Origin of the sequence: Microlunatus aurantiacus, from assembly GCF_039536605.1 — a bacterium.
Classification (GTDB): Bacteria; Actinomycetota; Actinomycetes; order Propionibacteriales; family Propionibacteriaceae; genus Microlunatus; species Microlunatus aurantiacus.
This window is the reverse complement of record NZ_BAAAYX010000026.1, coordinates 137292-149231: the sequence shown is the minus strand read 5'-3', so window position 1 is coordinate 149231 and position 11940 is coordinate 137292. Positions and strand designations below refer to the sequence as shown.

Annotated in this window: 11 protein-coding genes and 1 pseudogene; 7 read left to right on the top strand and 5 right to left on the bottom strand. The window is 66.4% G+C overall.

Translation table 11 applies throughout. From position 1 onward, the window contains the following. Positions 1–127: 127 nt before the first annotated feature. Positions 128–712: a hypothetical protein gene (locus tag ABD714_RS21700; RefSeq protein ID WP_344814545.1), complete on the bottom strand. Its 585-nt coding sequence runs from the start codon at positions 710–712 to the stop codon at positions 128–130. Here ABD714_RS21700 and ABD714_RS23125 point away from each other — a divergent pair. Together ABD714_RS23125 and ABD714_RS21695 are read left to right on the top strand one after the other, a co-directional pair. Further along, on the top strand, positions 614–907 hold the full coding sequence (locus ABD714_RS23125) for a transposase (protein WP_425562438.1): 294 nt from the start codon (positions 614–616) through the stop codon (positions 905–907). The two genes, ABD714_RS21700 and ABD714_RS23125, sit on opposite strands and share 99 nt — an antisense overlap. A gap of 110 nt (positions 908–1017) precedes the next feature. Then, positions 1018–1194 (top strand): annotated as a pseudogene (locus ABD714_RS21695) (IS256 family transposase); the annotation flags it as partial. Positions 1195–1254: 60 nt separating this feature from the next. Here the strand turns inward: ABD714_RS21695 and ABD714_RS21690 are convergent. After that, positions 1255–1692 carry a hypothetical protein gene (locus ABD714_RS21690; RefSeq protein ID WP_344814544.1) on the bottom strand — a complete coding sequence of 146 codons (438 nt, stop codon included), beginning with the start codon at positions 1690–1692 and terminating at the stop codon, positions 1255–1257. 448 nt (positions 1693–2140) lie between these two features. On the opposite strand from ABD714_RS21690, the gene ABD714_RS21685 reads away from it, so the two are divergent. Next, positions 2141–3454: an FAD-dependent monooxygenase gene (locus ABD714_RS21685; RefSeq protein ID WP_344814543.1), complete on the top strand. Its 1314-nt coding sequence runs from the start codon at positions 2141–2143 to the stop codon at positions 3452–3454. On the opposite strand, the gene ABD714_RS21680 is transcribed toward ABD714_RS21685, so the two are convergent. Then, positions 3447–4319: a GNAT family N-acetyltransferase gene (locus ABD714_RS21680; protein ID WP_344814542.1), complete on the bottom strand. Its 873-nt coding sequence runs from the start codon at positions 4317–4319 to the stop codon at positions 3447–3449. The two genes, ABD714_RS21685 and ABD714_RS21680, sit on opposite strands and share 8 nt — an antisense overlap. A 563-nt stretch (positions 4320–4882) precedes the next feature. On the opposite strand from ABD714_RS21680, the gene ABD714_RS21675 reads away from it, so the two are divergent. Further along, positions 4883–5977, top strand: coding sequence for a GNAT family N-acetyltransferase (locus tag ABD714_RS21675; RefSeq protein ID WP_344814541.1), 1095 nt, complete (start codon positions 4883–4885; stop codon positions 5975–5977). A gap of 222 nt (positions 5978–6199) precedes the next feature. Here the strand turns inward: ABD714_RS21675 and ABD714_RS21670 are convergent, their stop codons facing one another. Together ABD714_RS21670 and ABD714_RS21665 are read right to left on the bottom strand one after the other, a co-directional pair. Continuing rightward, on the bottom strand, positions 6200–7381 hold the full coding sequence (locus ABD714_RS21670) for an acyltransferase family protein (RefSeq protein WP_344814540.1): 1182 nt from the start codon (positions 7379–7381) through the stop codon (positions 6200–6202). A 124-nt stretch (positions 7382–7505) separates the two neighbouring features. Then, positions 7506–7967 (bottom strand): helix-turn-helix domain-containing protein, encoded by a 462-nt coding sequence (locus ABD714_RS21665; protein WP_344814539.1) that lies wholly within the window; start codon positions 7965–7967, stop codon positions 7506–7508. A gap of 337 nt (positions 7968–8304) precedes the next feature. On the opposite strand from ABD714_RS21665, the gene lhgO reads away from it, so the two are divergent. From lhgO to ABD714_RS21650, 3 genes are read left to right on the top strand one after another with little or no spacing between them, the layout of a single operon-like run. Continuing rightward, positions 8305–9531, top strand: a complete 1227-nt coding sequence (gene lhgO / locus ABD714_RS21660) for an L-2-hydroxyglutarate oxidase (RefSeq protein ID WP_344814552.1) — start codon at positions 8305–8307, stop codon at positions 9529–9531. A 36-nt stretch (positions 9532–9567) separates the two neighbouring features. After that, positions 9568–11034, top strand: coding sequence for a sugar transferase (locus ABD714_RS21655; RefSeq protein WP_344814538.1), 1467 nt, complete (start codon positions 9568–9570; stop codon positions 11032–11034). 38 nt (positions 11035–11072) lie between these two features. Continuing rightward, on the top strand, positions 11073–11897 hold the full coding sequence (locus ABD714_RS21650; RefSeq protein WP_344814537.1) for a glucose-1-phosphate cytidylyltransferase: 825 nt from the start codon (positions 11073–11075) through the stop codon (positions 11895–11897). Positions 11898–11940: the final 43 nt, after the last annotated feature.

The following is an 11940-nucleotide window of genomic DNA, read 5'->3' as shown; positions in this document are numbered from 1 at the left end:
GGACATCCTTCCGAGGCCGAAGCCCCTGATCTCGGATGTCCGTCAAACCGGGTCACTCCCAGGGTGCAGAGCTTGCCGGGGCCGCGGCAGGTCGCGATCGAGCGCGCTAAAGGCTACGGGCGCACACTCACCCAGCAGTTCCTGGCTGCCGGCGAAGCCGTAGTGGATGTGGCCAACCGGCCTGACCGCCGAAGGGCGCCGACGCAGCCGGCGACCGGGCAAAGACGAGGGGGGTGATGCCGTCGTCATCGCTCGCGTGGCCTTGCGGGAACCGGATCTGCCCCAGATGAACGCCGCCCATCTCGACGCGGACCTGCAGTGGCTCGTCGGTGCCCGCGACCAGCTCGTCGACGAGCCGGGACGGGTCCGGAACCGTCTCCACGCGCTGCTGTTGGGCTTGACCGCCGGTCACCGCCAGGTGACCGGCGCCCTGATCAGCCAAGTGGCGCTCCGCCGCGCCCGCAACCTCGCACTGAAGGGCCGGGCCCACGACCCAGTGCGAGCCAAACTCGCCCTCGCCGCCATCCGACGACTGCATGCCCTGACCGCCGAGATCAAGGCTATGGAGATCGACATCGCCGCAGCAGTTGAGCTTCGGCTCCACCAACACCTGATGGCGATTCCCGGCGTCGGGCCACTCGTCGCCGCCAAGATCTTGGGAGAGACCCATGATGCCCGTCACTTCCGCAGCGCCGCGGCTTTCGCAGCCCATGCAGGCACGGCTCCGGTGCCCGCCTCTACCGGCAACACTCACCGACATCGTTCAGCGCGGGGCGGCAACCGCCAACTCAACCATGCCTTGTTCACCATCGCCATGGTCCAGGCCCGCTGGCCCCCGAAGCACGGGCCTACCTCGCCCGGAAACGGGCCGAGGGCAAGACCGGCGCCGAGGCCCGCAGATGCCTGAAGCGACACCTCGCTGCAGTCGTCTACCGTGCCATGCTCCGCGACCTCTCGGACTCGTTCGAACTGGCGCCGATTCCGGCAGAACCAGTCGCTGCTTGACGAGAGCGGCGCCCCGACCGCAGCGCGATCACCCGCTTGGTCGGCGCCGTCCTCGCCGAGCAACACGACGAGTGGGCAAAGGGACGCCGCTACCTCGGCCTCGACATCCTCACCAAAAGCAGACTCCCCAAGATCACCACCGACACCGACGAAAGCGAGGCCATGACACCCGCAGCACTCACCGCCTAGAGTGACGAAACGGATCACCCGGTGACGTCTTCATCGACCACCACCCTGGGCTCGGCCGTGTCATCTGGTGATGATCGGCACGGACAGCCGGTCGGTGGCCACCTGCTTGGCCAGGTCCCGGATACCCTCATCGTCTCGGCTCACCTCGAGCAACAGCTCGTACGAGAGGTCGATGGCGATGCGTATGGCTGCTCTGTCCACAGCCGGGATGTCAAAACTCTGGTTGTACGTATTCGGCGACGTGACGATGAAGCCGGGCTGAAGGTTGGCACTATCGACGATAGTTTGCGGTATATCAAGTTGCCCCGACTCGTCGAAGGACGTGACGTTCACCGTGACTTTCGTCAGGTAGATCTTCTGACTCCGCTTGTTCTTGTTGGATGCCCTGAGCGTAACCAAGACCGGCTTGGTCGTTCCTGCGCGCCATTCCGCCGGCGGAAGGCGCGACTGGTAGGTCACTTCGACGGCCACAGGTCCAGCGGCGAGCAATCGCGACACGGGCACACGATCGAAGTCATTGTTCACAGGTGGTGACGTGGCCGAGGCTGACTGGGAGATCTCGGCACTCGGCGTGGCACTCGATGGCGGCCGTCGCGTTGGTACGGGCGCCGACCCCACCGGTGGATCCTGGCTGCATGCCGAAAGTCCTCCGAATAAGGCCAAGGCAAGTGCCGAAGCTAGAGCATGCTTGCAGAGGCGTGCCCCGTGTGCCATGGGTACCATCCGTTCGCTCGAGGACTAGACGAATCTAAGTGGTCGGGGTGTCGCTCAGGGCTAGTTCGAACAACGATACGGATACGGTTCTCGTTCGACACTCCGGACCCGGAAGCGATGCTTGCTGACCGACGGCTCGGATCATGTCGACGCAGACTTCGGCCTTCGAATCCGCCGTGCCGATGTGCCACCCCCCGGCGGCTGCTGTCAATGGCGACGGTAAGGCAGAGCAGTGGAAGGGCCGGAATGCAGGGCGTTGACACGTTGGCCTCAGGTTTCGTCCGGTGAGGAGGTTGGCTCTCGACGCAGCCATTGTCATTACTTGTCTATGTCTGGCTACGCGCGCCCGAGGTCTCACCAACAACCCGGCCGATGCGTCGACGACGTCCGACGCAAGGATGGTGCCATGAAGATCCTCTGCGTAGGGGGCGGCCCTGCAGGCCTCTACTCGGCCCTGCTGCTGAAGCGCTCCGACCCGCACCACCAGGTCACGGTGTTCGACCGCGACGTCCCGGGCACGGTCCGCGGCTGGGGTGTGACCTTCTGGGACGACCTGCTCGACGCGATGCGATCAGCCGATCCGGAATCGGCGGCAGAAGTCCGAGACGCGGCCACCGGATGGAGGGGCCTCGCGATCGACGTCGAAGGGCGTACCCGCGTGGAGGAACCGGACTTCTGGGGTCACAGCATCGCCCGCGCGACGTTGACCGCCGTGCTGACCCGGCGAGCAGAGGAGCTCGGGGTCGAGATCGTCCGTGGTCAGGAGGCCAACGCCGACGACCTCTCCTCAGAAGCGGATCTCGTCGTCGCTGCCGATGGTGTGCGGAGCCGCTTCCGAGCAGCGCACGCAGACGAGCTGGGCGCTCGAGTCGCGCAGGGACGAAACCAGTTCGCCTGGCTCTCCACGCCGCGTCTGTTCCCTGAGTTCCACTTCCTCTTCGCCGAGCCGCCGGCGGGCTGGATCAGCGCCTACGCGTATGCCTACAGCGACAGTGCCAGCACTTTCGTGGTCGAGATGCCGCCGGAGACCCACCAGCGGCTCGGCCTCGGTGAGCTCGGTGCGGAACCGGCGCTGAACCGTTTGCAGAACCTCTTCGACTGGCAGCTCGAGGGTGCCCGGCTCCGCGCGCAGACCGACGACGCCGGTCGCATCCCGTGGGCGAGCTTCCCGATGGTGACGTGTCGACGTTGGCGCCGAGCGAACGTCGCCCTGGTCGGGGATGCAGCGCACACGACGCACTACTCGATCGGTTTCGGCACCAAGCTCGCTCTCGAGGATGCGATCGCGCTCGCAGCAGCGATGACGGAGGAGGCGGACCTGAGCACAGCCCTTCACCTCTACGAGTCGCGTCGGCGTCGTGCCATCCGGCGGGCCCGAGTCGACGCCAGGTTCAGCCAGACGTGGTTCGAGAACGCCTCTCGCTACCTGCCGTACGAGGGCGAGGAGTTCGCCATGCTGTTGAACCGGCGCCGCTCGCCTCTGGTGACCTACCTGCCGCCGCAGCTGATGCTGTCGGCTCGCCGACTGGTCAAACGCCTCACGTGAGGGGTCCGCGGTTCGTTCCCGGTGTCGACAGTCGGCGACGCGCGCCGTAGACCAGGGAGCCGGTGCGTGAGTCCTTGCGGGAGGTCACGAACTCCTGAGCGACGGCGCCGAACTGTCTCTTGAAACGGGCGATGCCCTCGTTGGGCGCCCCGACGGTGTCGAGGCGACGGGCCCCGATCTCGTGTGACCAGCGGATCGCATCCCAGTACAGCGCGTAGCCAGCGTGGGTGTTTCGGTGTCGGGGGAAGACGCCGCCCATCCACCCCAGCGTCTCCGACCCGTGCGCGAGGGTCACGAGCGCCCCGAGCACCTCGTTGTCGCGGACCGCCGCCGTGGCTCGGATCCGAAGATCGGGGCCGGTCAACAACGGCAGGTGCGGCGTGAGGCCCCCGTCGTACCCGGACCGATCGCCGCGCTCGGTGAAGACCTGGCGTTCGAAGTCCTCGAGGGTTCCCGGAGGCAGCGCAGTTGTCACCGTGATGCCGTTCTTCTCCGTGAGACGGACACGTCGTCGTGATTCGCTGGTCAGCCGCGACCACAAGACGTCCAGGTCCGAGGAGGTGTCGATGACGTAGGTGACGTCCCGCGCCACCTCGAACCCGTGACCGGCGAGCGAGGTCTCATCCACGGCGCTCCCGGGGGAGAACTGGACGGTCATCCGGATGACCCCCCAGCGGCGTGCGCGGCGAGCCAGCAGGTCGAGGCACTCGTCCAGGTCCTCGGCCGGGACGAGGGGGCCGCAGTAGGGGAACGGTACGCAGCCCAACGTCGTGAACATGCCTCGTCGCCGCAGCAGCACCGGGATCACACCGATGTCGTGCCCGTCCCTGACCAGGACCATCGGCACCAGGGTCGCCTTCGTCATCTGAGCAGCGGCATGGAGCCAGGTCCAGCTGTGGAATGCGGTCGACGGTTGGCTCGTCGCCCGACATGCTGCTGCCCACCGCGCTTCCGTTCGGGCTGTCTCGAGCGTCGCCGTCGGACGGCGACGGCGCTCTGCCGCGGGTCGGCGGGACTCCAGCACGTCGTCAGCATGCCTCTCGAGCTGATGGTCGGAGGAATCGCCTGTCGTCGCACCCGAGTCCAGGCGCGAAGGACTCAACGCCGACCCGAACCCGAGATCCTGCGCCCGGCGACGAAGACGCGCGTGGCCGCCATCATGGCGTCGCGCGGCAGAACTGACTGAGTACCCCAAGGCAACCTCGTCCCCCAACGAGTGCGCGACGTAGGTCGCATCCGACGTGACTGCTGGTCGTGAGGCCCCCCGGCCGACGAACCAGCGAGAACATACTGTAGTCGAAGGAAAGGCTGTCCGTCGGCGGCGCGGGAATTCTGCGCATCGAGACCTATTTGTTGCCAGCAACCGCCACGGAACAGCGGTGGAGCCGATAAAGTCGCCGTGCTTCACAACTTAGGGGGAAACTTATCGTGTCACTGCGCCGCATACGCGAGCGACTCGGTGGGCTGAGGGGCGCTGCCGGGGGGCAGCAGCACCTGTCGGTCGAGGAACGCGAGGCGATGGTCTCGGACTACTTCCAGGGCTACGTCGAGAACGGCAACCAGCGTTGGCTGTATGCCTTCGGACACCCGCTGGTGAGCTTCCGGGCACTGAAGAACTTCTTGCGTCTTCCTCGGTTGCAAGCCGAGCTGAGCGACTCCGTCGGTGGACGGGCGATCGACTTCGGGCTCTGCCGAGAGCGTCCACTCATCTCGACCCCGATCCACCGCGCGGCATCGGTGTTGGTGCTGCCGGACGAGCCCGCGGAGTACTCCCTGGGCAAGTCCAAGCAGACCCTCCGTCGCAAGTGTCGAGCCGCGGAGAAGGCCGGGGTCACCTGGTCGCTGGTCACTGATCCAGTCGAGCGGGAGCGACTGGCCGATCTCGCCGATCAGCGTGACCTGAGCCACCCCAGGGACGAGTACCGCCGGGACGCGGCGACCAATCGCTCCCTGCTCGTGCACCCGCTCATGCTCGCGGCGTACGCGGCCGACGGCCGCCCGATCTTCGTGTCGTTCACGCCGACCGACGGTGAGTGGTCGCTCCTCCAGTACTTCCGCACGCTCGAGGACTCCGATGAGGCGAGCAACACCCGCTACCTGATGACCAGGGTGCTCGCGGAGCACCTCATCGAGCGGGGTGTGCGCTACCTCGCGGACAACAGCAGCCCGATGGGTGTCTACAGCGGACTGCGCCACTTCCAGCGCATGCTGGGCTTCAGGATCTACCGGGTCGACCGTCGTCGTGCGCGGGCGGCTGTGACGTCCTCCGCGACGACCGCGGCAGGGGACTCGCACTCGGGTAGGCAGGCGGTCACCAGGGGGCAGCAGTCGCCGGCGACGCCGAGCTTCGCGACGTCAGTCGCTCCAGGAGACTCGGCTCAGCCAAAGCTTCCCGGCGATTCCGTTCAACGGAAGACGGAGGCGCCGGGTATCTGCTTCGGCCAAGCACTCCGTCCGTGCGATGAGTCGGGCGCCTGGGCCGTCGCGGGTGGAGCGGCGGCCCGCCCTCAGGCTCACCACTGACCCACCTCCACTGGAGCTTGCGCCAGCAGCCCGTCTCCCAGGAGACGGGCTGCTGGCGTTGGTGTGACAGGCCGGTGCTGTTGCGCTCGTGGCCGCGGGCAGCCCGGTTGAGGGCGTCGCCGGTGCGATCTCCCTCGGAGCCGTGATCTCGGTCGGAGTCGCTGGAGGTGCTCTTCCGTCGAGGTGACGAGTGCGGCGGAGCGAGTCGTCGCTCCGGTCAGGTCAGCTGGGCGCGTGCGTCGACATAGGGCGGTCCTCGCGAGCCTGATTGCTCTGCGGGGGGTCGGCGTGAGGATCGGAAGGCAGGTCCGCCGCGGCGAGGTGCGCCGCGTCGACCGGCACGGGCAGCTGGTGGGTTCTTCCACCCGGCAGCCAGGAGGGGAACGGGGCGTTCTTGCGGCGCAAAGCCCTTCGCTCGATGCCGAACCAGGAAGCCAGGGCGACGGGCAGGATGAGGACGAAGCTGATCCCCACGAAGAGCGGCGTCGGCAGCTGCGCCAGCAGGGTCAGCATCATCAGCTGTTGAACCGGCCAGTGGTAGATGTAGAGACCGTAGGAGACGTCGACCTTGAGTTTGACGGTCCTGGGGAGACCGGCCGCCAGCCAGAGGAGCAGATAGGCAAGCGGAACCGCTCCTACCATCCGGTAGTTCTCCAGCAGTGCGGCGCTGCCGACGAAGACGAGGGCTGCCGCCACCGCCAACCAGAGGTTCATCGGGATCTTGTGCGCGTAGAGGTAGAACGATGCACCGATCATGAACACCAGCAGCATCCGCAGCGTGTTGTCGCCGATTCCGACGTAGATCCCGTAGTCGTACAGGGTGGCGAGCACCCACAGGATGACGGCGAACAGAGGCACGGCGATCTTGTGACGCCTGAGCAGCCCGAGCAGCCCGATGCAGGCGAGGACGAAGTAGCACCCCGCCTCCAGGACGAGCGTCCAGAGCGACCCGTCGACGGTCAGCGGGTTCGGGTTGCCAGAGAAGATCGAGGCGATCTCGTACTGGAACACCATCAAGCCGGCGTTCACGAACAGGAACCGTTGAACCGAGTCGGGTGCGGTGAAGAGCTCGGTCAGCGGTCGACCCTCGAGCAGCATGGCGATGGGTGCCACGACGAGGGCGAGTACGAGCAGACAGACCCAGAAGGCCGGCATGATCCGCAGGGCGCGGTGCCAGGCGTAGCGCCAGAAGTTGTTCAGCGTGAGCCAGCTCCGTGTGACCAGGAAGCCGCTCAGGATGAAGAAGCCGTCCAGCGCGTAGTCACCCAGGGTGGAGATCCCGAACTGCGGCTGGCTGCCGGTTCGCATGATGATGCCGTGGGCGACGGCGACCACCGCCGCCAGCATCAGTCGGATCAGGTCGAAGTTGTTGTGGCGCGCATCGAAACGATCGTGCAGTGTCATTCGGCTTCCCCCGATGGCCAAGACGCTGTCTGACTGGCGTGACATCGCCGAGGCAGGCCCGGCGAGCAAATCTACTCTAACCCGAGAGTAGGGCTTCTGTCGGCGGGGGCAGAAAATTCTCGGGTCAGGTGTCGGTGGCGCGGATCCAACCGCTGATCAGATCCGAGAACTCCTCGGCGTACCCGAGGTGGCGCCGGATGCGCTCAAGGCTCTCGTGTGCCTGCTGCGCGCAGGCCTTCAGGGTGGCGGCGGAGCGGGCGCGAGCCTCCGCATCGCTGGTCGGTGCGCGCAGGGTGTCGATCGCATCCAGCAGCTGCTGCATCTGCTCCAAGGTGAAACCGAGAGGCTTCATCCTCCGGATCACGAGTATGCGTTCGATGTCGGCGTCGCTGTAAAGCCGGAATCCCCCGTCACTCCGACCGGACGGAGAGACGAGGCCAGCCTCATCCCAGTGCCTCAGTGTGTGGTGCGACAGTGAGGTGCGCTCTGCGACGGCACCGATCTGGTACCGAGGCTCCACGGCGTCTGCGTCGTCCCCGGATTCTCCGGTCGCAAGCTGTGCAAGGGACGTCAGTGGCGTCTCCATCGGACTCCTGTCCCGCCTGACCAGGCGTGGTTCAGGGCTAGTGAACCACGATCTACCCAAACCGCCGCGCACGCGACAGGGGCGACTCTGTGGAGTCCCGGCCCCCGGGTGGCAGGCAGCTGTGACCAATGTCATACCGACGAGGTCGGCAGCCCTGGATCCCCGCTCATGCAGGGGATACCGGCAGGTAGGTGGAGGAGTGGTTCCGATGAATCTCGGTGTAACCGGGCGAACCCACCCCTCAGTCGCTTAGGCTTTCGTCAGATCCGCTGGGGAAGGTCGAGCAGACATGGCTCGACCTGCCGGATCCGATTCGGGGGGAATCGTCTTGAGCAAGGTGTATGCCGTCGTCGTCGTCGGCTCTGGGATCGTCGGTCTCGCCATCACGCGTGAGCTGCGCCGACGTCATCCGGATCTCGACATCGCGGTCGTCGAGAAGGAGAGCGGCCCGGGGCGTCACCAGAGCGGTCACAACAGCGGGGTGCTCCACGCGGGGGTCTACTACAAGCCCGGCTCGTTGAAGGCCCGGCTCTGCGTCGAGGGCAAAGCGTCGATGGAGCGTTTCGCCGACGAGCACGGGATTCCGTACGAGACGTGCGGCAAGCTCATCGTCGCGATCGACGACTCCGAGCTGGCCCGGCTGGCCGACCTCGAGGAGCGGGGCCGCGCCAACAACGTTCCAGGCCTGAAGATGGTCGGTCCTGAAGAGCTGCGTGAGATCGAACCGCACGCCGCAGGTATCCGTGCCCTGCACTCTCCGGGCACCGGGATCATCGACTTCGGCCGCGTGGTCGAGGTGCTGGCCGAGGAGCTGCGGCGCGACGGCGTGGACTTCTACTTCGACCACGAGGTGACCGGCCTGCGCCGCGTCGGCGACACGACGGTGGTCGAGACGCCCCGGGGCGAGGTCCTCGGAAGGCGGCTGGTGACCTGTGCGGGGCTGCACTCGGACCGCGTGGCCGCCATGGACTCAGCACCGGACGTGGCCATCGTGCCCTTCCGAGGCGACTACTACACCCTCACGCCGGAGGCACGTGACCTGTGTCGCGGTCTGATCTATCCCGTCCCTGACCCGTCGCTGCCGTTCCTGGGAGTTCATTTCACCAAGCGTGTGGACGGGTCGGTCTGGGCGGGGCCCAACGCCGTGCTGGCCACGGCTCGTGAGGGCTACCGCCGCCGCGACATCGATCTGAGGGACCTGACCGAGACCGTCCGGTATCCCGGCTTCCCGAAGCTGGCACGACGGTGGTGGAAGGTCGGGGCCCAGGAGATCTGGCGTGACGTGGTCAAGGCCGCCTTCGTCAAGGATCTGCAGAAGTACGTGCCCGACGTGCGGTCCGACCAGCTCGTGTTCGGCCCCTCCGGTGTGCGAGCTCAGGCCGTGGGCTCCACCGGTGACATGGTCGACGACTTCAAGCTCATGGTCACCGACCGGAGCGTCCACGTGCTGAACGCGCCGAGTCCGGCCGCGACGGCCTCTCTCGCGATCGCCAGCCGACTCGCTGACGACGTCGACCGAGCCTTCTCACTGAGAGAACACGCTGGCGGCGGGCCGGCGTCCTAGTCCCACCAACGCTGAGGAATCGGGGGAAACCACAGCATGACCGTTACAAGAGACACGCACCAGCAAGGCTGGGCACCGTCACCCGCCATCCGCGTGGAGCGGCAGGCCATCGAGCCGGTCGCCGAACGCGAACAGACCAGGCGGTCCAAGTCGATCGACGCGGACCACGTCCTGCGTCACACTCACCGCACCGTCGGCGACCGGCTGGGCCTGGCGCTCGCCTCGGGCGACATCCTGGCCTGTCTGATCCCGGCCGCGTTGATCAACGTCGGCACCCAGTCGACTCTCGGCACCACGCTGGTCATGGTGGGCTTGATGGCGATGGGGGGGTTGAACCGCTCGCGTCTGTCGTTGTCGGTGCTGGACGACCTGCCCCAGATCATCCGTCTGTGGCTGGTCGGCGCCGGCTTCCTGATCGTCGTGTCGGAGCTCGTCACCGGCAACATGCAGCTCACCCTCTTCCTCGGTGTGCTGCCGGCGATCGTCGCCATCCGGACGGTGCTGTACGGCCTCATCCGCAACTGGCGAGCGCGCGGCTGGGTGACTCACCCGACCATCGTGGTCGGCGCCGGGTCTTTCGGTCAGGCGGTGGTCGACACGCTGAGCCGGCACCCGGAGTCAGGTCTGCGGGCCATCGGCTTCATCGACTCCCGCCCGCTCGACGCCGAGGCGCTCCCGATCCCTGTCCTGGGCGAGGCGTCCGAGCTGACCGCCGTCCTCAAGACGACCCAGGCTCGCGCGTTGATCGTCGCTCACGGCGAGATGAACGACGGCGACCTCGTCTCCATGGTCCGCAAGAGCCAGCGCCAGCAGTGCGAGGTGTTCGTGCTCCCGCGGCTGCCGGAGATCACGAACGTCGGAAGCGACATGGACAGCGTCGGCGACACGCCGCTGATCCGACTGCGCCGCTCGGCCTACCGCAGCCCGTCGTGGCGGGTGAAGAGACTGCTCGACGTCGCGGCGTCGGCCGGTGCTGTCGTCGTCCTGTCGCCCCTGCTCGCGCTGATCGCCGTCCTGGTGCGCTGGGAAACCGGTCCTGGTGTCATCTTCCGGCAGGAGCGCGTGGGTCGGGACGGCATCTTCTTCGAGCTGATGAAGTTCCGGTCGCTCAAGCCGGTCGATGAGACCGAGTCCCAGACCAACTGGAACATCTCGCACGACAACCGCGTGGGGCCGGTGGGCAGGATCCTTCGCAAGACGTCGTTGGACGAGCTGCCGCAGCTGTTCAACATCCTCCGCGGGGACATGAGCCTGGTCGGACCCCGTCCGGAACGGCCTCACTTCGTGGAGCAGTTCGGGGAGCTCTACATCGGGTACGCCGATCGTCACCGTGTTCCCTGCGGTCTCACGGGGTGGGCCCAGATCCACGGTCTGCGAGGCAACACGCCGATCGACCTGCGAGTTCGGTTCGACAACTTCTACATCGAGAACTGGACGCTCTGGCTCGACATCAAGATCTTGCTGCGGACCGTCGTGTCCGTGTTCACCAAACCGGGTTCGTGACCAAGCGAGCTCAAGCACCAATTCAGGGGAGAAGGACCATGCAGGAGACGACCTCGGTCGATTACAACCCGGCGGACATTCCCGTCGTGATCTTGTGTGGCGGGATGGGGACCCGCCTGCGAGAGGCCAGCGAGAAGCTGCCCAAGCCACTGGTCGACGTCGGCGGCAAGCCGATCCTGTGGCACATCATGAAGACGTACGGCGAGTTCGGCTTCCGGCGCTTCATCCTGTGCCTGGGGTACAAGGGCGACCAGATCCGTCGGTACTTCTTGGACTACCGGGAGCACGCGAACGACTTCACCCTAGAGCTCGGCACGGACGCCCCGCCGCAGTTCCACAAGCGCGGCGAGGTCGACGACTGGGAGATCACCTTCGTCGAGACGGGTCTGCTCACCGGCACTGGTGGGCGTGTCAAGCGCGTGGCCGACCACATCACCACCGACACCTTCCTGCTCACCTACGGTGATGGGATCGGCTCGGTGGACCTCGACGGCCTGGTCAAGCAGCACCTCGCCTCGGGTCTGCTCGGCACCGTGACCGGGGTCCACCCGGCCAGCCGTTACGGCGAGATGCATGTGGACGGGCAGCAGGTGACCGAGTTCAACGAGAAGCCCACCTTGGCGACCGGGTGGGTGAGCGGCGGGTTCTTCGCCTTCAACCGCGTCATGTTGGACAAGTACCTCTCGGACGAGCCCGAGCTGCTGCTGGAGAAGAAGCCGCTGCAGACGCTCGCCTCCGACGGTCAGCTGGGTGTCTTCCAGCACGAAGGTTTCTGGATGGGCATGGACACCTTCCGGGACTGGACCGAGCTCAACGGCCTCTGGGACACCGGCAACGCGCCGTGGAAGATCTGGAGCAACTGATCCATCCCGGGTCCCCCATCGTCGATCACTGCCAGGAAGAAAG

Bases quoted from the DNA above. Each gene is read 5' to 3' on its own strand.
- ABD714_RS21655 (WP_344814538.1), top strand. From the start codon at position 9,568: ATGACCGTTACAAGAGACACGCACCAGCAAGGCTGGGCACCGTCACCC.
- ABD714_RS21680 (WP_344814542.1), bottom strand. From the start codon at position 4,319: ATGACGAAGGCGACCCTGGTGCCGATGGTCCTGGTCAGGGACGGGCAC.
- ABD714_RS21700 (WP_344814545.1), bottom strand. From the start codon at position 712: ATGGGCTGCGAAAGCCGCGGCGCTGCGGAAGTGACGGGCATCATGGGT.
- ABD714_RS21650 (WP_344814537.1), top strand. From the start codon at position 11,073: ATGCAGGAGACGACCTCGGTCGATTACAACCCGGCGGACATTCCCGTC.
- ABD714_RS21665 (WP_344814539.1), bottom strand. From the start codon at position 7,967: ATGGAGACGCCACTGACGTCCCTTGCACAGCTTGCGACCGGAGAATCC.
- ABD714_RS23125 (WP_425562438.1), top strand. From the start codon at position 614: ATGGCGATTCCCGGCGTCGGGCCACTCGTCGCCGCCAAGATCTTGGGA.
- ABD714_RS21670 (WP_344814540.1), bottom strand. From the start codon at position 7,381: ATGACACTGCACGATCGTTTCGATGCGCGCCACAACAACTTCGACCTG.